Raw genomic sequence first — 23684 nt, forward strand, 5'->3', positions numbered from 1 at the left:
TCCTTAGAAAAGTTCTACTTCGCCTTCATCCATACAACTTTGGTTCGCTGCAGGAGCACTGCGTTTAGACGAACGTTCTTGCAGGTGCTGAATTTGCTCGGTCACCTCGTTGAGCTCCTGAGTGTTACGGCGCAGCACGCCCAACAAACCGACCGCCTCTTCCAGGTAGTTCAGCGAATCTTGCGCATAGTCGCCCTGCTGAATCACGATATCGGCAAACTGCAGCGAACGCACTCCGTCACTTACGTGCTTGACCAAGGCTTTCCCGAGCTCCTGAATCTTCTGCACTTCACGTTCAATTTCGGTATTGACCTGCTGCACGCCATGGAGCATGTCGTCAACTTTGTGTTTAGAGGCTTCCACATGCGACATGTCTATCGACGCCATCTCGCCCACGGTTTTGTTGGCCTCTTTCACCGTTTGCTGCGCAATCTGGATCTCTTTTTCAATCTGGCTATTCAGCTCTGACGCTTTGACGGAGAGGTTTCGCACTTCCTGAGCAACCACGGCAAACCCGCGCCCGGCTTCTCCTGCCCTCGCCGCTTCTATCGCGGCATTGAGTGCTAACAGATTTGTCTGTTCGGATAAGCCTCGCACTTGATCGAGCAGCTTAAACACCACATCGAGCTTATTCGACATATCGCGAATACTGGTCACCGCTGAGGTACTTTTCTCCGACACATTCAGCAACGTTGATACGTATTCGTTGATGATGGCTTCGGTACGCGGCAGCACCGTCGTCAGGCTGTATTCGCTGTTCTGGTTAGCGAGAAGATTGTTCACTAAAGTGCTGGAAATGGCCGACTGCTGCTCACTGACAGTTTGCAGGCCAAAAAAGCTCTCGTTAAGAGTCTCGACCGACTCATCAATGATGCGATGCTGTTTTTGTAACGGGTCGCGAATGCGATTGAGATTAAGGGAGATCACCGATTCCAACTGTTCGGTTTGGGCGTTGTCCGCAGCAGGAACCACCGCCTTCTTCGCGACGTTTTTCTGAGGCGCAGAGACGTTGCCTGACTCCGGTTGTTTTGCAGACAACATCAGCCACGGCAGAGCGGCGGCTGCAATCATTCCTATCACCAGCCACGCAGAGTGAACCTGAGTCAGCAGTGCGCCCAGTAACACCAGCTGCACGAGTAGAATCAGCCCTTTCTTATTCATGGTTTTTCTGTTTTCCATACCGACTCCTTGGTGAGAAACTCAACGCTGAATTTTGTGTAGCTCGACTTGTTCGCAAATCCATTGCGGCACCGCGTTCAATGAACGCACATCCTGCGCGCCGCCAAGTTCAACCGCGACTCGCGGCATTCCCCAGACGACGCTGCTCTTTTCATCCTGAGCGACAGTCGGGGCGCCTTGCTGACGCATTTTCAACATGCCACGCGCACCATCCTGCCCCATTCCGGTCAGAATGATGCCAACTGCCCGATCGCCGACCACTTCTGCCACCGAATCAAACATCACGTCCACTGATGGTTTGTGACGATTCACCGCAGCGCGATCATCCAGATCCGCATACAACTGCGCACCACGTTTGATCACCACCATGTGGCGATCGCCCGGCGCTAGGTAAGCATGCCCTGCTTTCAGAGGCGTATGGCTACTCACCACTTCGTGAACGCTGATTGCACTGTGTTCATCCAGCCGTTTGGCAAAGGACGGTGTAAACATCGCACTGATGTGCTGCGTGATAACAATCGGTGGCAACGTAGCGGGCAGCGCCGATAACACACTCTTGACCGCTTCCGTACCGCCTGTCGACGCGCCAATCGCCAGCAACTGAATTCGTGTTTCATCTGATGTCCGTAACACGGGCGCAGACACCACGGCTTTCGTCACCGACGCCACATTGGCACCGGCCGCCATTTTGATTTTCTCGTTGACCAACGCTTTGTAGTTGACCATATCGGCGGTGTTTTCCACCGACGGCTTAGGAAAATAGTCCACCGCTCCCAGTTCAAGCGCTGTTAATGTAGGCTCAGCGCCGTGTTGCGCCAGCGTGGATATCATCACTACCGGCATTGGCCTAAGGCGCATGAGATTTTTGAGAAACTGTACGCCGTTCATTCTCGGCATTTCAATGTCGAGTGTCAGTACATCCGGGTTGTAACGTTTGATCAACTCGCGTGCCTGATAGGGATCTTCGGCACTTGCGACCACTTCCAGATCAGGATCCGATTCGATTAACTGAGTCAGCAGCGCCCGAAAAACCGGAGAATCGTCCACGACCAACACTCTGATCTTTTTACTCATTCAAACAACTCCACCGCACCCGTTTGGGTGTGCGTCTCTTTGTCCAGTTGAACAAAATAGCGTTCTTCATGACGGCGAATGTTGGACACTTCCGCACATGGAATGCGCTTGATCCATACCCGGCCGCTTCGTGGGTCAAACAAGACCCGTCGCGGCTCAGTGCCACCCAAATCCTGCGCTTCGACTTTTAATTGTTCGCGTTGCACATACGCCATCACAAACTCGACGTTTTTGATGCCAATCAGCGACTGAAACCCCATCAGTTGCGCACCGCCAAACAGCTTCACTTTTAAACGGCGCCTGTCAGCGCCCTGGATAATCAGCTGGTTAATCAACAGCTCCATCGCATAGCAGCCATAACGCGAAGCGGTGGAAAGCAGCTCCTGCGGTTTCCAGTGATGCAGCTGCGCAGAGGTATCAAACGGCAGAAGAAAATGATTCATCCCGCCGACCTGCGCTTTTTCATCCCACATGCATGCTGCCACACAGGAACCCAGCCCGGTGCAGATGATCTCGGCCTGGTTGGTCACGTACACGCCACCCGGCAATACTTTCACCCAAGGCATGTTGGGCTTGAGATTTGGAAAACGATCATGATTGATGTTGTCCATTTTTATCGTTGTCGATGTCGGGTTATCCATTCTTCCGCCCTACATTTTGACGTAGATCGTCTGACCTAAGTGGTGAAACAGCGGACTGCAACGACCGACGCTTTCCGAATGGCCGAGAAACAAGACGCCACCGGGTTTTAAACGATCATGAAAACGGGTGATCAGCAGTTCTTGAGTCGGCTTATCAAAATAGATCATCACGTTACGGCACAAGATCAGATCTAACTCGTTCGGCAGCGACCAGTGATCCATCAGATTCAGCTGTTGAAAATGGACAAATTGCTGCAAACGGTTCGCCACTTTGATCTTGCCACTCTGCTCCCCTTTACCACGCAGGAAACACGGTTTGAGATACGGCTTAGGAATGCTGGCCAGCGCTTCCTGCGAATACACGCCGCGTTGCGCGTGATCCAGCACTTGTGTATCTAAGTCGGTTGCCCAGATATTGACAGATTCAGCGAAGTCAAACGTGCCGGACATCAGCAGTGACGCTGCGACACTGTATGGTTCCTCGCCGGTAGAGCAGCCTGCTGACCAAATGTTGATGTTGTGGTTGTTAAGGCTACGCCACCCTTCAACCACCACTTTTTCAAGAAACTCAAAGTGGTGGTATTCGCGAAAAAACTGGGTTTTATTGGTGGTTAACGTATTGATGAAATGGATGCACTCCTGTTCATCTTTTTCAATTAACGTCCGATATTCCGCAAAACGCGTCAGACCACGGCGTCGCATCTGACGACTGATGCGCCCATACACCATGGTCCGTTTTCGGTCGGACAGATAGATGCCCACCCGTTTGTGCATAAACCACTGGATGAACTTGAAGTCTTTGTCCGTCAGTTCAAATTCTTGTTCATTCAAAGCCAACATTGTTGGAGTCCTTTACTAAAACTCTTCCCACTCATCACCATCGTCTTTCACATCGAGTCTGGCATTTGCGACTTTTCCCGAAGAGCGCAAGTCACTGACATTGCTACGCTTCGACTGCATAGGTACCGCAGGCGGCGCAGACTTTCGCGTTTCAAAAGTGGTGATGTTGCTGTCGGTGGTAAAGTAGTTCATCAGATTGAGCAGCTCTTTGCCTTCATCTTTCAGCGACTGACTGGCCGCCGAGATCTCTTCAACCAGCGAGGCGTTTTGCTGCGTCATTTCATCCATTGCTGTCACCGCGCGGTTGATCTCATCAATCCCTGTCGACTGCTCGATACTGGACGATGCTATCTGGCCAATCAGGTGCGACACTTTGCTGACGGCTTCCACTATCTCGTTGAGGGTCGATCCGGACTCATTCACCAGACGGGAACCCTCATCCACTTTCTCGACGCTGTCTTTGATAAGACCTTTGATCTCTTTGGCCGCCGCCGCACTGCGCTGGGCGAGGTTGCGAACTTCACCCGCCACCACCGCAAAACCTCGGCCTTGCTCGCCTGCTCGGGCTGCTTCTACCGCCGCGTTGAGCGCCAGAAGGTTGGTTTGGAAGGCAATCTCATCAATGACGCCGATGATGTCCGCAATTTTCTTACTTGCGGTGTTGATCTCGCCCATGGCGTTAATCGCTTGGCCGACCACTTCGCCACCGCGCGTCGCTTTCTTCGCCGCATCGGCAGACACGCCGTTGGCATCTTTCGCATTATCGGCATTCTGACGTACCGTCGCGGTCATCTGCTCCATGCTGGCCGCGGTCTGTTCCAGATTGGAAGCCTGTGCTTCCACACGCTGACTGAGATCGTTATTGCCTTCAGCAATTTCCGTCGACGCGGTCGCAACGCGCGCCGACGATTTGGTGATCTTGTCGACCATGTTGCGCAGGTTGGTAATGGAGGTATTGACCGCTTCGGCCAGACGCCCAAATTCACCCTGATGTTCATGCGGCATTTGGTTGTTGAGATTCCCCTCCGCCACCTGACTCATCACATCAATACATTGGCCAAGCGGTTCAACCAACGTATCCAGCAGGTTATTGATGCCATCGCCCAGCTCGCGCATAAAGCCGCTGTAAACCGATGTATCAATCCGTTCATGCAGTTGACCATCAATCGCTTTCTGAATCAGGCTTTCGACCTGACGCTGACCATCGCGCTGCTCTGTGATGTCGACCCACTGCAATGCCGGACCAATGTAGTTGCCTTTCGCATCACGCATCGCGATACAGGTGAGGTTAAATTCCAGCGATCCCACTTTGATGTTGGAACTGAATGGCAGGCGATCCGGGTTGCTGATGATGCTGCGTTGATGGGACGGATTTTTATGGAACGTGTCGATGCTGCGCCCGACCAGTTTACTGACTTCAAAACCCGGAAAAGCCTGAGCCAATTCACTTTCCCGGCTACGTAACAGGGCGGAAAGCGACGGGTTGAGATATTGGATGATGCCTTCCTGATCAGCCATCATCAGGTTGGTGGTCATGCCTTCCACCGCGGACGCCAGACGGCCGATTTCGGTCTCTTTGGCCCGCTCTTCCGTCACGTCACGCCACTCCAGCGTGTTGCCAATGTACTTGCCATCCAGATCGAAAATCGCCGCTACATTGAGCTCGATTTTCAGCGGGCCAATGGTGATGTCGGTGCTATAAGGCAGGTTGTTCGGATCGCTGAGCAGCTTGCGCTGATGCGCCGGATTACGGTGAAATTCATCAATGCAGCGTCCCATCAGCCAATCGGATGAAGCGGTAAAACCCGACCACACTGTGCGCAGCGTCGCTTCATGCTTACCAAACAGCGTCAGTGTTTCTTTGTTGATGTAGGTAATGTTGAAATCACGGTCGATCATCACCATCGCAGTCTGCGCTTGGTCAATCGCCGCTCGCAGGCGAGCCACTTCATGTTCCTGCTGGCGCGCCGCGGTCACATCTTTCCACTCCAGCGTGTTACCAATGTACACGCCGTTGCCATCAATGATGGCACCGACATTGAGCTCGATTTTGACTCCTTTGATATCAATCGTCGTTACGTAAGGAAGATTAGCGGGAGTCGACAGCATCTGCCGTTGATGTGCAGGATGAGCATGAAAATTGTCGATGCTGTAGCCCATGAGGAACTGCTCTTCAGCGCGAAAATTGGGCCACACAGACTTAAACAGTGCTTCATGATGTTTAAGCAGATTCATCGATTGCTTGTTGAGATAAGTGATCTTGAAATCCCGGTCGATCATCATCAAAGCGGTCTGAGCGGCGTTCAGCGCAGAAAGAAGCTGCTGATTGGAAAGCCCCTGTTCTGCTTCATCTTCCCGTTCGTCCAGCAAAGAATCCGTAGCCGGTGCGACATAGCGCTGTTGTTGTTGGGGTTTACGATTCCAAAATGCCATGAGTGTTCCCTCACATGATTGCTTCTTCAATGGTGTGGTGATTGAGTTCTGTCACGTCAAACAGCGACTCAATATCAATCAAAATCAAATGACCGCTTTTCACCGCGGCAATGCCTTTAATAAACTTTTGCTTGGCGACACTGGACAAATGCGGCGCCGGTTTTATCTGTTCAGGATTGAGTTCATACACTTCCGCAACGCCATCCACGATGAGCCCTAGCGGGTGTTTATCACTGTCGTTGAGTACCACCACCACGGTCGTGGCCGTGATTTGCGCGGCAGGCAGATGAAAGCGCATCCGCAGATCCACAATCGGTACGTATTCTCCACGAATATCAAGCACGCCAACCATGTAGTCAGGCGAGTTAGGCACCGCGCGGACTTCGTTCCAGCCACGCACTTCGCGCACATCCAGAATTGGGACGCCGTATTCATCCTCATCCAGCACAAAGCTAAGAAACTCCTGAGTCGCCATCACGCCTCCTCACCCAAAATGCGCGCCATATCCAGCAGCGTATCGGTATCCAGCAGTGACATCACTTCTTCACCCACATTGAGTAACCCTTGCAGATAAGGCGCCACCGATGTCTCGCCGATCGCCGGGTACAAATCGTTATCGCCCTGCCCAATCACATCGCTGACCGCATCGACAACCAACCCCATCAGCCTTGACTGGTCACCCACTTCACTACGCAACACCAACACAACAGTCGTGGGCATATAGTCATTCGAACCGATGCCAAACCGAAGACGTAAATCCATGATCGGAACAATCATGCCGCGCAGGTTAATCACACCTTTGACAAAATGGGGAGAGCGAGGAATCGGCGTCGGATGTTCCCAAACGCGGATCTCTTCGACATCGCGAATGGCCACGCCGTACAGCTCGTTCGCCAGACGGAAGCTGAGAAAATCTGCGCCACGTGACGCATCGTCGTGACTGGCCATCAGTGCTGCGTGCACCATGGATTCATGTTGAAGCGGATGTGCGTGTTCGATATCCATTCGTCGCTCTCCTTAACTACTAGGCCGCCATGCCTTTCTGACCACCGAAACTTCGGCGTTTTAAGTAACTGGTGATGAGTCCCTGAATATCCAGAATCAGCGACACGGAGCCGTCGCCCAAAATGGTCGCACCAGAAATACCCGCGACTTTGGCGTAGTTGGACTCCAGACTCTTAATCACAACCTGTTGTTGGTCGAGCAGTTCATCCACCAACAAACCGACCCGATTCCCTGCGGCTTCAACGAAGCAGAGTAACCGTCGTCCCAGCGCGCCGCTGTCACCCATTTCCAACTCATCCTGAAGGCGTAGAATCGGAATGTTTTCGTCACGCAGGCGATAGAGTTCAACGCCACCAGAGGCGAGTTTGACGCAGGATGGATTGATTTGTATCGATTCGATGATCGTCAGCAGCGGAATGATGTAGACTTCGCTGCCAACCTTAACCAACTGGCCGTCGAGAATGGCCAGTGTCAGCGGCAAGCTGATGGTGAAATGGCTGCCTTGCCCAAGGTGTGATTCCACTTCGATATGGCCGCCCAGCTCTTCGATATTGCGTTTCACCACATCCATGCCGACGCCCCGACCTGAAATGTCCGACACCTGATCGGCGGTCGAAAAGCCAGGAGCGAAAATAAGATTAAGCACCTGTTTGTCTGAGATCTCTTCACGGCGCGAGTCGGCAGGCAGCACACCTTTCTCCACCGCTTTGCGCCACACGCGGTCGCAATCAATGCCGGCCCCATCGTCTTTCACTTCGATGATAATGGAGCCGCCCTGATGATAGGCATTCAGTTCGATCAGCCCCATTTCCGGCTTACCCGCATCAAGCCGTTGCTGCGGACGTTCAATACCATGGTCAATACCATTCCGCACCAGATGCACCAGCGGATCGACAATGCGCTCCAGTACGGTTTTATCCAGTTCGGTATTTTCGCCCTGAATCTGCAAGTCGACTTTCTTCTCCAGTCGCCCGCACAAGTCACGAACCAGACGCGGAAAGCGGCTAAAGGCAAAACTCATCGGTAACATGCGAATATTGAGCACATTCTCTTGTAAATCTTTGCTGTTTTGCAGCAGTTGCGCGAGCCCCGCTTGTAGCTTCTCCAGCTTATCCATCGAGAAATCATTGCCGATTTCAGTCAGCATCGATTGAGTGATCACCAGCTCACCGACCAGATTAATCAGGCTATCGACTTTATCGATATCCACCCTAATCGAGGTGACGCTCGATTCCGCTTTCGCTGCTTTGGCTGGTGCTTTCTCTTTCAGTTCCGATTCTTTGCTGTCGCTCAGTGCAGGTTTTATTACCAACGGCGGCGAAACGTCTTCAACTGGCGTAGCGTCCTGAATGCTGATTGGCTCTTGCACCGCAACAGGTTCGGCAGCAACATTGGAAGGGGCACTCGTTTCTGCACTGGATGCAGCAGCACGTTCGATGGTTAACTCACATTCGTCTTCCACCCATTCGAAAATTTCACGAATCGCCGCTTCATCCACTTCGCCACTGACGTCAGCATGCCAGAACAAGTAGCAGAGTTCCGCTTCCATTTCGAGAAGCTCAGGCAAGGCCTGACTATCCGCCTGAATGTTACATTCTGAGTCGAGTTCATACAGTTCACGCAGAATCCGCAATGGATCATTGCCACTGAAAAACAGCTCACGATGCGGAACAAAGGCAATGCGCCAACGGCCGGTTTGCGTATCTGACGTTTTGGCGGCTGCGAGATCCGCACTCTGGGTTGGAGAAGAACTCCCCAGCGGCGATGAGGACAATAGCTGCGCAAGCTGATGACTTACCGAAGCTTTCAGGTCAAGATCGACATCCGAACCCGTTTCATGTCCAGCCAGCATATCGCCAATAACGTCGCAACTTTTCAGCAGAACATCCACGCTGATGGCCGACAATTCTGCTTCGTGATTACGAACTTTATCGAGATAGGCTTCAACGGAGTGAGTAAACTCGCTGATATCGAGCAAATTGAAGGTAGCAGCGCCACCTTTGATGGAGTGAGCGGCGCGAAAAATGGTGTTAATGGTTTCGTGGTCTCCATCCTGAGGGTCAAGATGGAGCAACACATTTTCCAGCACTTCAAGATTTTCACGACATTCTTCGTAAAACATCTTGCGCAGCTGTTCCATGTCTAAAGCCATATTCAGTCCTGCCAATTGACGTTATCGATATTTCAACGCTTCAAAGTCGAAGTAAAATTACAGCACGCGTTTTAGAGTTTTTAGTAACGTATCTGGGTTAAAAGGTTTCACCAGCCAGCCGGTCGCCCCCGCTAACTTACCTTCTTGTTTTTTCTCCATGCTGGTTTCTGTGGTCAGCATCAAAATTGGAATGAATTTGTATTGAGGATTGCCGCGAATGGCTTTCACCAGTTCGAAGCCGCCCATGTTGGGCATGTTGACGTCGGAAATCACCACATCAAATTTCGTGCTCTGCGCTTTGGTCAGCGCTTCACGACCATCATTTGCGGTTTCCACCTCATAACCAGCATCCATTAAGGTGTGGCTGACCATCTGACGAATAGAAATGGAGTCATCTACTGCGAGAATTTTTGTCATCACGTCTTCCTTGTTACATCCTGAGATTCCATAAACCTGTGCTTCAGGCCCAGCACCTCGATGCCTTCCTGCAACACTTCAGATATGTTTTCTAAACGAATGTCTTTTTCCGCCAAGCGAGCAGATTCAAAAAGTGACACCAGCAGCTGGATACCAGCGGCATCGACTCGCGAGACACGAGCCGCATCAACGACAATCTTGCTGTCTTGTTGCAGCCATTCCAGATATTGGAGTTTGCAATCAACCACATTGCTGATGTCCAGGCTCTCATTTAAGGCGAACATAAGCAGATTTCCTTGTCATTGTCGGATTGAAATTAGGTTTGTTTTTTCCTCATGTCAGTGTAGGAAGGAATAGTTAATTAGCAAATTGCATAATACAGATTCATTTGTTCAGTGAATGCGACTTTTGTATTAGACAAATTCTTAAGTCATTCAATAAGAAGGGAAATGTCGAAGAGTTGTAGAAAAGAAAAAGTCCTACTTAGGTTCATGTTCAAGTAGGACTTTTTTGTCATTCGGAATTTCAGTGAAGCATTTACAGTGTAAATCAACCTATATCAAACCGATCTCACTCCGGCGTTTTACAGTGTAAATTTGTCAGTAACTTAGCGAGAGATGTTCTGATTTCCTGCTCCACTTGTTTGCGTCCGGCTAAGCCGAACGCTTTGGCACATTCTTGCCATGTTCTCTGCTGTAATACTTTTGCAATCAATAAGTCTGGCACTTGTTGCCATTGTTCTTGAGTTAAACCCAGCAAAAGTTGTTCTATCCAGGCGCCCACACTTTCAAAGTTGGCTCCGCCATATGAGTATTGTTCCAACAACCCAATCGGAATTTCGCCCGCTTTCGCTTCAGAGGACGTAGACATCAAACGTCGCACCAATGCGGGAAGTAACGTACGCAGCGTATCTTTCAGTTCATAGAGAAAATGAGTTTCGAACTGAGAGGACGCTTCTGCCGTCCATGGTGCGTTGGCACTCTTAACCATCAACAGAGAATAACATCCGCTTGCTTGATCACGCTGCGACCCCATTTTCATCGCTCGAAATTGATTACGCTGCCAGAAATGAACCAGTTCATCCGTTGCGCCAAAACTCGTTGCGAAATAATCGGCATGATGGGTAGTAAAAAATTGCGATAGTAACTGCGAGCCAATACCTGAATCTTGCACCTGAGGATGAACCGCAATACGCATCACGCGCAAACAAGTTTGCGACGCGGCTTCGCTGAACCCAAGTTGATTCGCGAGAGTTACTGGCGCCAAGTGCCCTTTCGGACGGCGTTGACCAAGTTGAATCTGTTGTACCAGTTCAGCGTCCAGCCCACCTTCGCGCACAGCAAGAATACATCCCACCACTTGCTTGTTCGCTTTGGCGATAAAGACACTCATCGCGTCATCGCCAAGAAGGTGAAATAAATCATTCGGCGACGTTTGGTAATGGGCGTTCACCAACAACGAAAAAATTGACTCCAGCAACTCGCGATCGGCCAATAGTTGTTGCTTGGAAATCGACTGGTAGGTCAACGCCGCGATGTCGAGAGCATCGGGCAAAAATTCAAATTCATAATCGAGTAAAAACGCGCGCTGATGCCATGCTTCCAGTGGATCGCCAAGGTTCCAGCGTATTGGTTGGTCAAGATGAAGTGCGCGTGTTTGCGGGCGCTCTTGCTGTAGCCACTGTTGAAACTTGAGCGTAAATCCGCGCCCACACCCTTCGTAACCATGAATGGTGGTAGAGAAAACGGCGCGGTGGTAATGAGAGACAAATGCCATCAGAAATGGCAATGGCAGCGCAGCCGCTTCATCGACCAGCAACAGATCACACTCAGGCAGATGGGCAATGATGTCATCCGGCGCCATAAAACGCAGCCGTGACTCGCCAAAGCAAAGCTCACCTTTATTCATCTGTGCCTGCGGAAGAAGACGGAAAGCATGGTGAAATACCGGCGCGACGGCGCTCAGAGTCGGCGCCGTAAGAACAATATTGAGTGAGCGCGACTGCATCAACTGCGCAGCGGCAATGCCCAAAGCACTGCTTTTCCCCCTCCCCCGATCAGCAGTCAGTACTAACGGACGTTTGCGATGTCCTTCAATAACACGCACGATTTGCGCCACGGCGGCAGTTTGCTGAGCAAATGCATCCACCTCTAACGGCAACTCAACAGCAGGGATAACGGGTATCGAGGTCGGAGTTACTACGAGCAATTCAGATAACGCCGCAGTGAGCCATTGCTGCGCGGGATTCTCATTGCACGCATCCGCGCCGATCACCAGCAGCATACCTCCGCCAACCAATGTCCCCAGTGCAGCACTGAAGCTGTTGGCATCAAACTCATCACTGACATCACAGATCAGCAGCTGGCATTCGCGTCCCAATAACAACTGGCCTTTCTTCGCGGCAACATGCGTTACCCCCGAGTTTGGATCCCCCCCCAACTGAAAGACTGTCGCATGCGCATTTTGTTGATTCAAAACTTGCTGCACCAATGCTTGTTGCCAAACCGCTCCACCTTGCAGACGGATGCCAAAACGACAACGTTGCTTCGCCGCCAATTGCTGAAGCTGTTCAAAGAATTGCAAAAAGTTTGGAGTTGAATTTGCCATAAAAAACCGTGATTTGTTGCAGTTGCACCATGGTAGCACAGGCATGCATCCGCGCCACATTCCGTCGTTATTGGGCTGCGTCCAGTTGCACCAAATCAGGCAATTGAAGGCTAAAAACTTTTTCCATAACGACAAATTATATTTGCTTTATTGAGAACTTAATTTCACTAATTATGCAATCGAAATCCAGCATGGTGCTGGCCTTAAGGAATCAAAATGCAATGAAAAATTTCATCAAAGGATTGGTACTTGCTGCTGCAGTCGCCTCTTCTCAGGTGAGCGCAGAGACGCAAACACTGAATGTTTACGCTTGGGGCGGTTATCTGCCAGAAGCTTCTCTGAAAAAGTTTGAAGAACAAGAAGGCGTAACCATTAACTATTCAACCTTTGAGAATAACGAGTCAATGTACACCAAACTCAAACTTCTTAAAGGTACTGGTTATGACGTGGTGTTCGCATCTGCTTACTTTATTGAGAAAATGGGCCGTGAAGGTCTGTTGGCAGAACTGGACCACACACAAATCCCGAACATGAAAGATGCAATGCCTTCCCTACTCGGCCAGGCTCACGATCCTCAGAACAAATACTCCTTGCCTTACATTTGGGGTGTAACAGGTCTGAGCTACAACGCATCAATGATTCCTGAAGGCATCACACACTGGAAAGATTTGTGGGATCCTAAATACGCTCAGCAAGTCATGCTGATTGACGATATTCGTGACGTATTCGGTATGGCGCTGATACTGAACGGTTACAGCATCAACACCAAGAACGAAAAAGAGATTGAAAAAGCATACCAATCTCTGTCAGCTCTGAAAGACAATGTCCTGCTGTACAACTCAGATGCACCGCATGTTCCGTACGTATCCGGAGAAGCGGCGTTGGGTATGCAGTGGAATGGCAACGCGTATCAAGGCCAACAAGAGATGCCTGAGCTGAAATTCGTGATGCCGGAAGAAGGTGCCGTTTTGTGGATGGACAACTTCACCATTCCTTCAGGCAGTGAACATAAAGCGCTGGCGCACAAGTTCATTAACTTCATGTACCAGCCAGAAAACCAGGCCGAAATCGTTAACAGCCTGGGTTATGCTTCGGCAACCAAGGGCGGTCGTGCGCTGCTGCCTGAAGCGCTGCGTAACAACGCGACTATCTTCCCATCGGACGAAGATATGGCGAAAGGTGAATTCATCAATGATGTGGGCCCAGAAGCGCTCGCTATTTATGAAAAATACTGGCAACGCCTGAGAAACCAATAATTACGATAAGCAATAAAAAAGCCCGCTTCGGCGGGCTTTTGTTTAACTCAATTTTTGTTCGACGAAGGCGAGAATCTCTTTCATCAATGCATCATCGACTTTCTTCAGATTCAGCGCCAGATTCGAACCTTTACGGGAATAACTGACGCGCCCTTTCACCAAGTCAACTTTGTTGTTCACAGCGCGCTTTGGCGGTACCAGTTCTGCAATCCACTGTTCAATGGTTTCGGTCACTTCTTTGGTGATACGAGCCACGCCCTGTGATTGGCAGCGCTGCCACACCAGACCTTCAGCCTGATGACACTTATTCAGCAGTTCAGATTGCTGCTCCGCACTCAAATCGTTGAACTGCTTATGCAGTTTAACGATCGTTGGACGGCCCAATTCCACAACGTTTGGGTAAGCTTGCAGTAGCTCAAGCGGCAAAGCGGCGGCTTTCAAAGCGCCACTGACGAGCGCTTCGCTGCACTGGAACATCTTCGCCAGTGCTTTTTGGTCTTCCGCTTCCCCGCTGTCGAGTTTGGCCTGCATTTCACGCCCTTTCTCATACAGAGACAAAGGTTTGTGCGCATTAGCGACATCCGACAGGAACTTCGCGTGTTCACCATTGATGTTTTCTGCTACGTAAACCAGAAACTCTTGATTGGCCAGAATACACGACTTGCGGCGACGGCTACCGTCGAGTACTTCAATTTTGCCATCCGCCGTTTTACGGCCAACGGCTGGGTACTGCTGACCACGTTCGCGCAGTGTGCTCAACACATCCGACAGCGCGTGTTCATTCAGGAACGCTTGCTCACGTGCGTTTTCCGCAAAGACGGTGGTACGGGTGGCCACTTCCGAAGCAGGAATACGCACCAGTTCAAACGTCACCAGCTCTTCACCAGCGACAGACAGCTCAATCACTTGAGCCTGAGCTTTAGCAGCCGCGTGCGCTTCTTGAGGGGTCGATGCACGACGCTTATCCGCTTTGCCAAAAAGTTTTGCGTTCAGATCAGACGTTTTAATTGCCATGTGTTACTTACCCCTGATTAAGTGAGTTCCAGTGTGAATGAAGTACGCGTTCCAATTCTAGCGCGCTCTTTTGCACCGCATCCTGCGCGGTCGCCAGTGTTTTCTTACCCCCTTCAAAATCGCTGGTGGTTAAGTCAAACACGGTGCTGTAAGTATCCGCACAAGTCTCAAACGCGCGGCTACGAGGAATCGTCGCCATCATCACCTGGTCACCCAGCAAATAGTTCATTTCGGTCAGTACCGATACCTGCTTCTTGTTATCGTCTTCAAACATGGTTGGCATCAGACGGACAAATTCCAGCCCTTTCCAGTCTTCCGGGAACATCTCGTACACCGTTGGCAGGTGTTGGAAGAAGTTCACCGTTGAAGCCCAGTCCAGACGTTTCGCCGCACATGGGATTAGCAGAGCGTTTGACGCATACATCGCGTTCCACACCAGCGGGTCAACGTGGGGACCGGTATCGATCATAATCACATCAAATTCGTCGGCGATTTTGTCAATCAGCTTCTCTTTCAGCAGTCGCACGATATCCAGTGACTGGTTCTGAGAGAGATATTGCCACGCTTCTGCGTTAAACATCGCATCTTCTGGGAATGCGGAAATGGTTTTCAGATTCGGATACTGAGTTGGCAGCATCACGTTCTTTTCCAAAAACGCCTTATCCACTTCGACATCTTCCGGCACGTTGTCCAGCATGATATCGACTGCGGAATAAATGTTGCTGTGTTCGGCAAGGCTAATTTGTGGGTTTAAGAACAAACGCAGTGAACCTTGTGGGTCCAAGTCAATCAGACAGATGCGGTAACGCTTGTCGAGATTCAGCGCCAAGCAAGCCGCCAAATGCACGGCCGTCATCGATTTACCGGTGCCACCCTTCTGGTTTTGCACATTGATAATCCAAGGCTTGTTCTCGGTGTTCTTTTTGCGCTGATGGAATTTTGGCACGCCCGCCGCATCCATTAGCATGTGCGCTTCCGCCAGAGAAATGGAGTAATGGTTCGCGTTGTTTTTAGTAAACTGATGTCCCGCTTCTTCCATCTTGGCGATGGCTTCATCAAGTTTACGACGTGTCAGCCCGGAACGGGTTTCCATCAGGGCTTTCGACATCGGCGGGAAATGCTCATCGCGACGCTCTTCCAATACAATCTCAATACGGTCAGCTTGCACCTGTTGGGTCAGTTCTGCGAGCGTATAGAGATTATCTATGGTTTGTTCTCTTTTCATAGCCAAATTCCGTAATTAGTGCCAATCAGCAAATTGTACAGCAATATTAACCATATACAATAAAAAGGTGAACAATCACTTTTAGATTAAAATCACATTAAATAGATTTTTAACATGAAATTCATTGAATCATGAACAAGAGCTGAAAAAACATTCAATAAAAGGGCAACAAAAAGATGTTCGTTCTTTATCAGATTTAAAATGTCACAACGTCACTTATTTACAATGTAAACCTGATTTTTTCTAAACACGATACGCAATGACAGAATGTCATTCCGGAACGATTAATTCCATGCGATAAATTACGGCCTCTGTCATTTCAATCTCGATTTCGCAACACTCACTGCATTTCATCAACATTTTCACCATTGAATAACATTTTACTCAAAATGCACTGTACCACCGCTGGGGCGCCAGATTTACGAAAGCATGATCAAGGAAGCAATGATGATCATGCTTCCGCTGAGAAATCGCGAATAAGGAAACATGATCAAGGTAATTTCATACTCGCTAACATTGCTTTAAATGCCAGAGTGAAAATGATCTTAGATCGGATCAATGATCAAGAGATCCACTGTACCGGAAGCATGTAAAATCAACGACGATTTACGGGCAATGTCAATCAGAGTAGGGGTTGTGGCTGATTGAGCCCTCAATCGCCATTCATTAAGCTGCAATTGAATTGACGCACAATTGGCAGCGATTGCCATGATCATGCTTTCGCCAGCACGTGGCAAAACCCTTTGATACCGCAATCGGTGTTAAACGTGTCATTCAATTAAGAGAACGTCCAAATAGTAGCCAAAATAGGTCTATTTTCTATATTGCTTGATCATGCTTCCGAATCGTTAACCACAGCAATAGAAGGCAAAAAATGAAAAAGGACAAGAAGGCGTGCAGATGATTCAAGGGATTGTGGATAAGTTGTGAGTGCACCTTGATCATCGTTTGAGAACGCTGTTGATCATAGATTCGAGGATCACATGATCATGGTTCGGAATATTTTTGATCATGCTTTCAATGAGTTAATGATCATCGTTTCAGAAATACCATGATCATGTTTTCGAAGAGCATTTTTAAAAGTCATTTAAAAACAGTGGATTACAGAGCAATTTAGACTCAGATCATATGATCATATTAATCACTCTTAATCATAATAATCAAAAAGATCAGTTATTTAAAACCAACAATTTTTTCTTTATTTATGATCTCTTTTTCTTTATTCTCTTGGAACTATAGCGATATTACGGCCAGTGTGATACGGATCTAATAATGACGTCAGAAGAGAAATTGCTGATTAAGGCACCCAGAAGCCACAAAGATGGACACCTCTTTGAAGTTTCTGAAACTGCAGTAGATTGGATAGAACAATATCAGCATTTTAAAGGTGTCACGAAGAGTATTGTAGAACTTCTAAACTTAATTTCTCTGCGTGGCTTTCGTAGCAAGGATGGCCTGGTATCAACCACAGAATTGATTGATGCAACTGATGGCCAGTTGACACGTGCTGCTATCCAGCAACGGTTGAGAGCCGCTGTATCGATCGGGCTGTTTAAACAAATCCCAGTACGCTTTGAGGAAGGCTTAGCGGGCAAAACCATGTTGCACCGCTTCGTGAACCCGAACCAATTGATCTCTGTGCTAGGATCCACCAGCTTGGTGACGGAATCAGTCAAGCAAAGCGAAAAACGCAAGCGTTCTAAAGCATTAGCGCAAACTCAGGTAAATCAACGTTTATTGACAGAACATGGGTTGAATACACCACCAGCCATGAAGGATGAAGCCGATCAATTTGTGGTTTCACCAACCAACTGGGCCGGAATTATTGATCAGGCATTAGCGCCGCCTCGCACTCGTAAAAGCTATCAGAAATCCATGGTATCGATTTCGGGCACTCGAGCAGTGATCGAGACACGATCATCGAAAAACATCATGACAGTTGATGATCTGATGACCTTGTTTGCACTGTTTACACTTACGGTGCAGTACCATGATCATCATCAGGAAGATTACCAGCTCAACGCCAGCCACGTACCCAACAAGACACCGCTCTATATCACGGACATCTTGTCGCTGCGCGGAAAAAAGGACAGCGGACCTGCTCGTGACTCGATTCGAGACAGTATTGATCGTATTGAATTTACCGACTTCCAGTTACATGAACTCACCGGGCGTTGGCTGAGTGAAAACATGCCGGAAGGGTTCAAGAGTGATCGTTTCCGTTTTCTCGCACGCACGATCACGGCATCAGAAGAGGCACCAACAGAAGGCAGTGATGGTGAGATCAAGATCAAACCAAACCTGTACATTCTGGTCTGGGAGCCTTCGTTCTTTGAAGAGCTGATGACACGTGATTACTTCTTCCTGTTCCCGCCAGAAATTCTGAAGCAGCATACGTTGGTGTTCCAGTTGTATTCTTATTTCCGAAGCCGCATGTCACGCCGCCACACGGATGTGATGCTGCTTAGTGAGCTGAATCAGAAACTGGCTCGCAACATAGAATGGCGCCGATTCTCCATGGATCTGATTCGAGAACTGCGCCGCTTGTCTGATGGCAAAGGCAATGACGATCTGTTTGTCGTAAACCTGTGGGGCTATCACCTGACGATCACCACCATGATCGACAAAGGCAAGCTGACCGACTATCAGGTTGATATTAAGTGCGATGTGGAAGAGGTGCTGCGCTATTCACGTGCGAAAACCACCAATGCAGGCAAACGCAATATGGCGCCGACGTTGCCAAACCCGCTGCGTAACGAGATGGTGTCCAAGCAGAAGCTGGAAGAGCTATCAGAAATCATCGATGGTGAATTTGAGCCGATTCAGCGCAAATCACCGTCACCGCGCGGAAAATTGGGCCGTCGCGTGAAGCTGCGTAAACACCTGGTTGAGATCAATGCAGACGAAATTACCATCACTCTATCTAAATACACCTCACCAGAGGCTCTAGAACGCGGTATAACGGCTTTGGCGGCGATGACCGGGCATGCCCCTTCCTCAATCCGTGAAGAGTGCGTAGAGCTCATTGACAAGCTTGATTGGCTGCGAGTCGATGAAGATGTGATTCCGTACGAGACGCTCAGCAAGATGATTGAGCTGTATAATTCGCAAAATGAGAGCAAGCATCTCTCCATCGAGCGCCTGATTTCCGGCTTGGCAGTACGCCGTAAAGTGTGTAAACAAGTGCACGAAGGGCATCTGGATGAATCGGTATTCCGGGCGCTGGATGAAGTGGCGATTGGTATTTGAGCCGCTAAACAACACTTTTAGAACACAACGTTGACATACATCTGACAATGAATGGGCGGGCCTTGCGTAAAGTTAAACCCGAATAGACAACCTTTTGTCCTATCTGATGAATTAATAGATTGGCTCATATTGTTACATTCATTCTGAATTAGTTTGCGAGTTCTTCCTGAGAGCTCGCTTTTTTTTCGCCTGAAATTCAGATTCTTACGATCAATTCTTTTCATTATCCCTTGATCATGCTTTCGGATCACCACCAGTTCGGTGAGATATGCTCTTGATCATGCTTCCATTCAAACTGCTGCATCAGTCTCACGTGTGCTTCGATCAACTCTCGCGATCGTTGATGCCAGCCCGTTTCAGGCTGATTCTGACAGAGTTCGAGCAACAACACCGTGAGGCGGGTGAGCCGTATCAGACACCAATCGCGAACCTGCCTGGAAGTATTGGGCGTACAGACGCAAAGCTGCAACTTGGCTTGCACGAAGCTAATCCAGGCAAAGGCCTGTTCTGCGGAATCAGGAAGGGCTTGCTGGTAGAGACGAATACCTGCGTCAAGGAAGCAAGTCAGCGCCAAAGGTTGATCGTGAAAGCTGCTGTCGGTGAATACTTCGTCTGGTGTTGCCAGCAGTAACGAGATTAAGGCATCACCTTGATCATTGTTCCGAATTCGCTGGATGGATCGGATCGCGTCAATCCACTCTTGTGCACCCATTTAACGTTGTCCTGCTGCCACTTTTTAACAGTGTGGTTAAGAGGTTGGCAATGAGCAAGAATCGAAAAAGATGAGCGATTCAAACCTGCAGAGCAGCTGTGCGATAAATAGCCATTGAAGCCTGATGACACAAGGGATAGCGCGACAGGAATTGAGAGATTGATCGGCTTAATTTTTTTGCGAGAATTTTTTAAATGTACTTCTACACTGTAGGTAGAGCAAAAGATAATTGAGCTATTTATTGATTAGATTTCTGAACTATCGTCGAAATCACATTCTGGCTCAAATCTGCTTAACAAGGTTTTGGCGCTTTGCTACAGATTACATGTCCCTGGCATGGTTTGTTCGGAGGTTACAATGTCCATTAATTCAATTGACCATGATGAAATGACTAATATCGCAAGCAGTTGGGACTTCACGGAAGAAGTTGAAACACCACGCCCAATGAAAAATCTAAAATCTGCGGAAGCTCGTCGTCGCATTGAAACACTGCGAGAGATCCGAGAAAGCGGGTTGACCATTGAGGAAGCAAAGGAATTAGGTCTGCTTCACTGAGAAGTGCCTATTAGGCGAATTGAGAAGGGTGGCGAAAGCCACCCTTTATGTTTTTAACGCTTTTATTGATGAATGCTGATTAAACCGACATTTTGACTCTTAATTTTTCCTATTCCTATGCTATATTTCGCCCCACGTTTTTATCGACTGTGGGCTTACTAATGTCTTTCAACCTCGCATTGCTGGATGCTGCAGAGAAAAACAAAATAGAACTCGACAAACAGGCTTCTTTTTTAGTTTGGAAGATGAAGCAGGCAAAAAGTGGATCGGAAGAGATCACTAAGCAGCTAACCAAGCTTGTTTCTGCACAAGAAAAAGAGTGGTTTCAACAGTCGGTAGACAAGTACAAACGAGTGATGGGCGTGGCATAACGCTTGGCTCTCAGCAGAAGCGAAGGCTATCTGCTAAAATCCGTCGCATAAAATTTGAACTAGAGAGAACATCCCGATGGGAAGAAGTTTTGAAGTGCGCAAAGCCTCTATGGCGAAAACTGCAGGCGCAAAAATTAAAGTTTATTCCAAATACGGTAAAGAAATTTACGTGTGTGCGAAAAACGGTGGTAGCGACCCAGACATGAACCTGTCTCTGCGTCACCTGATCACTAAAGCGAAACGCGATCAGGTTCCGGCGCACGTTATCGAAAAAGCGATCGATAAAGCGAACGGCGGCGGCGGTGAAGATTACCAACCAGCGCGTTACGAAGGTTTTGGCCCAGGTGGTACAAACGTTATTGTTGACTGTCTAACTGACAACGGCAACCGTACGTTCCAAGACGTTCGCCAATGCTTTGTAAAAGTAGGTGCGAAAATTGGTGTGGAAGGCTCTGTTTCTCACATGTTCGATCACCAAGCGGTATTCCAATTCAAAGGCGAAGACGATGAAGTGATTCTTGAAACGCTAATGATGGAAGATGTCGACGTGACTGACGTTGAACTCGAAGATGGTGTGATCACAGTATTCGCTCCTCACACTGAGTTCTTCAAAACGAAAACAGCGCTAAACGCTGCATTCCCTGATCTGACCATTGATGTGGAAGAAATCACTTTCGTTCCTCAAACACCAACGCCAGTATCGGGTGAAGACGCAGAGAAATTCCAGAAGTTCCTAGACCTTCTTGATGACTGCGACGATGTTCAGCAGGTATATCACAACGCTGAAATCGAATAAGAACGCAAAAAGAAAACCGAGCTTTAAGCTCGGTTTTTTTCTGCCTGAGATTTGATGCCTGAATGGGGTCTCGAAAGCCATGCCGCTAAATTGCGGATTTGTGGCAGAACGGTAAGGTTAAGCAGCAGCGCCAGCGGCCAGGCGATAGTAAATCCGTTCAACCATATCGGCGGCCACTGTGCGTTAAAGCCGAGCTTATAGCCAGATAACACGCCAGACATGATTAGCGCCATCACAAACGATGACATCAGCGCGGTTAGCCAGAATTGTTTACGACTTATCATGGATTTTTTTCTCTTGTTTCCTCTGCATGGCAACTAAGATATAACTATCCATAACTGAGAAAAATCCCCAAGAAAAGAAGTATGAATTCCATTTTCGGAAACATTGATGATCTCTATTTGTTCTTCTGTGTGGTGGAGGAAGGTTCACTGGTATCGGCATCGAAAAAGCTTAAGTTACCAATCTCAACCATGTCTCGCCGCCTGTCCGCATTGGAATCACGTCTGAATCTTCGTTTACTGGAAAAGCAGGGCAGGGAACTGGTCGCTACGCAAAGTGGTTTGCAAGCATTTTTGGCTATTCGCAGCGGAATGGAAAATCTGGAAAGCACGTTTAACCAAATGTTGTCAGAAAACCAGGAAGTGACCGGCAGTGTTAAGCTGGCCATTCCTCACAACTTCTATCGTGCTTTTGTCGGGAAAGTGGTGGAAGAGTTCATTCGTCAGCATCCGAAAGTGCACGTCGAGCTGGCGCTAAGCCAGGAGTCTGTGACACCAGAAACCAATCGCGACCTGTTGATTACCTTTGACATCGACAACATGGAAGGCATGATTGCGCGTCCTCTGTTTAAAGCGAATCACGGTTTTTTTGTTAGCCCGGAATATCTGGCGCAATGTGGACCGATCACCAGTCTGGATCAACTCGAAGCACTGGATTGGATCTCGGTCGATCGCGCGCAAGAGATCCCGATTTATTGTGGTGAAGAGTTTGAGCGCCTGATTCATATTAGACCCAAATTGATCGTCAACGACATCAATGCAATTGCCAGTGCCGTCGAGCGCGGCTTGGGAGTGGCGTCACTGCCATATCGGCATGTTTCTAAAAGCATGAATATCGTACAGTTACTACCGAAGTATCATCGCAGCGCCAAACAGGCCTATTTGGTGTATCGGGATAGAAAGTATCAGCCCAGAGCGCTGACCTTACTGGTTGAGGCACTGCTCGATGCAGTGAGCAAGCTCGACAAAGGCGCGCCTGTCGTAAAAGGAGATTAAAATGAAAGTCAGTTTTATTGGTTTAGGTGTTATGGGTTACCCGATGGCCGGCCATCTGGTGAAAGCGGGATTTGAGGTGACGGTGTTCAACCGCACTCAGGCGAAAGCAATCGCTTGGGCTGAACAACACGGTGGTCATGCGGCCGCTACGTTGGAGGAGTGTGTGAGAGATGCCGATGTGGTGCTGACCTGCGTAGGTAATGATGACGATGTGCGTAGCATGACCACCAGCGAGCAAGGCGCATTGGCCTTCATGAAGCCGGGCGCTATTTTGGTCGATCACACGACGACTTCAGCACAGCTGGCAGAAGAGCTGGGCGCGGCGGCGCAGAAAGTCGGTGTTCGCTTTATGGATGCACCCGTATCCGGCGGTCAAGCTGGCGCGGAAAACGGCGTGCTGACCATCATGTGTGGTGGCGAGGCGGAGTTGTTTGATGAACTGCAGTCAGTATTTAAGGCGTATGGCCGTTCTTCGGTTTTGATGGGCGGCGTCGGTCAGGGACAGCGAGCTAAGATGGTTAACCAGATCTGTATCGCTGGCGTACTTAACGGTTTGTCGGAAGGTCTGATTCTGGCGGAAAACGCCGGGCTGGATATTCCAACGCTGGTTGCTTGCCTGAAAAATGGTGCTGCGGGTTCATGGCAGATGGAAAATCGTGCAGTGACCATGGCTGAGAACAAGTTTGATTTTGGTTTTGCCATTGATTGGATGATCAAAGATCTGGGCTTCTGCCTGGATGAAGCTCAGCGTCAGGGCGTGCGTTTGCCGATGACCGAGAAAACCATTGCAGCATATCGCAGCCTGTCTGCAAACGGGGATGGTCGCATGGATACCTCGGTATTGATTAAAGCGGTCAAGCAGCAAGCCAAACAATAGACCG

At 49.1% G+C, this 23684-nt stretch carries 22 protein-coding genes; 7 read left to right on the top strand and 15 right to left on the bottom strand.

Translation table 11 applies throughout. The annotated features are described in order from the left end of the window. Positions 1–3: 3 nt before the first annotated feature. From LGV68_RS21045 to LGV68_RS21095, 11 genes are all read right to left on the bottom strand, one after another. Positions 4–1179 (bottom strand): methyl-accepting chemotaxis protein, encoded by a 1176-nt coding sequence (locus tag LGV68_RS21045; RefSeq protein ID WP_222739079.1) that lies wholly within the window; start codon positions 1177–1179, stop codon positions 4–6. A gap of 21 nt (positions 1180–1200) precedes the next feature. Beyond that, positions 1201–2253: a chemotaxis response regulator protein-glutamate methylesterase gene (locus LGV68_RS21050; RefSeq protein ID WP_044364141.1), complete on the bottom strand. Its 1053-nt coding sequence runs from the start codon at positions 2251–2253 to the stop codon at positions 1201–1203. Beyond that, positions 2250–2864, bottom strand: a complete 615-nt coding sequence (locus LGV68_RS21055) for a chemotaxis protein CheD (RefSeq protein ID WP_230857715.1) — start codon at positions 2862–2864, stop codon at positions 2250–2252. Before LGV68_RS21055 ends, LGV68_RS21050 begins: the two co-directional genes overlap by 4 nt. Before the next feature lie 39 nt (positions 2865–2903). After that, entirely contained in the window at positions 2904–3734 is an 831-nt protein-coding gene (locus tag LGV68_RS21060; RefSeq protein WP_047461862.1) for a protein-glutamate O-methyltransferase CheR, read from the bottom strand. A 15-nt stretch (positions 3735–3749) separates the two neighbouring features. After that, positions 3750–6167: an aerotaxis transducer Aer2 gene (gene aer2 / locus LGV68_RS21065; protein ID WP_158125977.1), complete on the bottom strand. Its 2418-nt coding sequence runs from the start codon at positions 6165–6167 to the stop codon at positions 3750–3752. 10 nt (positions 6168–6177) lie between these two features. Beyond that, positions 6178–6642 (bottom strand): chemotaxis protein CheW, encoded by a 465-nt coding sequence (locus LGV68_RS21070; RefSeq protein ID WP_024375235.1) that lies wholly within the window; start codon positions 6640–6642, stop codon positions 6178–6180. Further along, on the bottom strand, positions 6642–7172 hold the full coding sequence (locus tag LGV68_RS21075; RefSeq protein WP_158125978.1) for a chemotaxis protein CheW: 531 nt from the start codon (positions 7170–7172) through the stop codon (positions 6642–6644). Before LGV68_RS21075 ends, LGV68_RS21070 begins: the two co-directional genes overlap by 1 nt. Positions 7173–7191: 19 nt before the next feature. Next, positions 7192–9324: a chemotaxis protein CheA gene (locus LGV68_RS21080; protein WP_252535998.1), complete on the bottom strand. Its 2133-nt coding sequence runs from the start codon at positions 9322–9324 to the stop codon at positions 7192–7194. Between the two features lie 57 nt (positions 9325–9381). Continuing rightward, the gene (locus tag LGV68_RS21085) at positions 9382–9741 is read right to left on the bottom strand and encodes a response regulator (protein WP_024375238.1); all 360 of its coding nucleotides are present in this window, start codon (positions 9739–9741) and stop codon (positions 9382–9384) included. Beyond that, positions 9741–10025: an STAS domain-containing protein gene (locus LGV68_RS21090; RefSeq protein WP_032082460.1), complete on the bottom strand. Its 285-nt coding sequence runs from the start codon at positions 10023–10025 to the stop codon at positions 9741–9743. The genes LGV68_RS21085 and LGV68_RS21090 overlap by 1 nt, the downstream gene beginning before the upstream one ends. A 286-nt stretch (positions 10026–10311) precedes the next feature. Next, positions 10312–12348 (bottom strand): GNAT family N-acetyltransferase, encoded by a 2037-nt coding sequence (locus LGV68_RS21095; protein WP_252535999.1) that lies wholly within the window; start codon positions 12346–12348, stop codon positions 10312–10314. Positions 12349–12569: 221 nt separating this feature from the next. On the opposite strand from LGV68_RS21095, the gene LGV68_RS21100 reads away from it, so the two are divergent. Beyond that, positions 12570–13604, top strand: a complete 1035-nt coding sequence (locus tag LGV68_RS21100) for a spermidine/putrescine ABC transporter substrate-binding protein (RefSeq protein WP_024373437.1) — start codon at positions 12570–12572, stop codon at positions 13602–13604. A 42-nt stretch (positions 13605–13646) separates the two neighbouring features. On the opposite strand, the gene LGV68_RS21105 is transcribed toward LGV68_RS21100, so the two are convergent. Together LGV68_RS21105 and LGV68_RS21110 are read right to left on the bottom strand one after the other, a co-directional pair. Further along, a complete protein-coding gene (locus LGV68_RS21105; RefSeq protein WP_100268870.1) occupies positions 13647–14618 on the bottom strand; it encodes a ParB/RepB/Spo0J family partition protein in 972 nt (323 codons plus the stop codon). Positions 14619–14625: 7 nt separating this feature from the next. Further along, positions 14626–15843: an AAA family ATPase gene (locus LGV68_RS21110; RefSeq protein ID WP_024375606.1), complete on the bottom strand. Its 1218-nt coding sequence runs from the start codon at positions 15841–15843 to the stop codon at positions 14626–14628. A gap of 1272 nt (positions 15844–17115) precedes the next feature. Between LGV68_RS21110 and LGV68_RS21115 the strand changes: the two genes are divergently transcribed. Then, positions 17116–19092, top strand: coding sequence for a replication initiator protein RctB domain-containing protein (locus LGV68_RS21115; RefSeq protein WP_044366237.1), 1977 nt, complete (start codon positions 17116–17118; stop codon positions 19090–19092). Between the two features lie 247 nt (positions 19093–19339). On the opposite strand, the gene LGV68_RS21120 is transcribed toward LGV68_RS21115, so the two are convergent. Beyond that, entirely contained in the window at positions 19340–19804 is a 465-nt protein-coding gene (locus LGV68_RS21120) for a hypothetical protein (protein WP_158145937.1), read from the bottom strand. A gap of 357 nt (positions 19805–20161) precedes the next feature. On the opposite strand from LGV68_RS21120, the gene LGV68_RS21125 reads away from it, so the two are divergent. The 3 genes from LGV68_RS21125 to LGV68_RS21135 all read left to right on the top strand — a co-directional run bounded on the left by LGV68_RS21125 (position 20162) and on the right by LGV68_RS21135 (position 21526). Continuing rightward, entirely contained in the window at positions 20162–20359 is a 198-nt protein-coding gene (locus LGV68_RS21125; protein ID WP_024373910.1) for a PA3496 family putative envelope integrity protein, read from the top strand. Between the two features lie 161 nt (positions 20360–20520). Beyond that, positions 20521–20730: a DUF3283 family protein gene (locus LGV68_RS21130; RefSeq protein ID WP_032080700.1), complete on the top strand. Its 210-nt coding sequence runs from the start codon at positions 20521–20523 to the stop codon at positions 20728–20730. Positions 20731–20806: 76 nt separating this feature from the next. Next, complete coding sequence (locus LGV68_RS21135) at positions 20807–21526, top strand: YebC/PmpR family DNA-binding transcriptional regulator (protein WP_024373912.1); 720 nt, start codon at positions 20807–20809, stop codon at positions 21524–21526. A 23-nt stretch (positions 21527–21549) separates the two neighbouring features. On the opposite strand, the gene LGV68_RS21140 is transcribed toward LGV68_RS21135, so the two are convergent. Next, complete coding sequence (locus LGV68_RS21140) at positions 21550–21807, bottom strand: DUF2798 domain-containing protein (protein WP_024373913.1); 258 nt, start codon at positions 21805–21807, stop codon at positions 21550–21552. An 84-nt stretch (positions 21808–21891) separates the two neighbouring features. On the opposite strand from LGV68_RS21140, the gene LGV68_RS21145 reads away from it, so the two are divergent. Both LGV68_RS21145 and LGV68_RS21150 read left to right on the top strand, forming a co-directional pair. Then, positions 21892–22803, top strand: coding sequence for a LysR family transcriptional regulator (locus tag LGV68_RS21145; protein WP_172571553.1), 912 nt, complete (start codon positions 21892–21894; stop codon positions 22801–22803). Position 22804: 1 nt separating this feature from the next. After that, positions 22805–23680 (top strand): NAD(P)-dependent oxidoreductase, encoded by an 876-nt coding sequence (locus LGV68_RS21150; RefSeq protein WP_252536000.1) that lies wholly within the window; start codon positions 22805–22807, stop codon positions 23678–23680. Positions 23681–23684: the final 4 nt, after the last annotated feature.

The sequence above is a fragment of the Vibrio sp. LQ2 genome (assembly GCF_023920125.1).
Lineage (GTDB): Bacteria > Pseudomonadota > Gammaproteobacteria > Enterobacterales > Vibrionaceae > Vibrio > Vibrio fluvialis.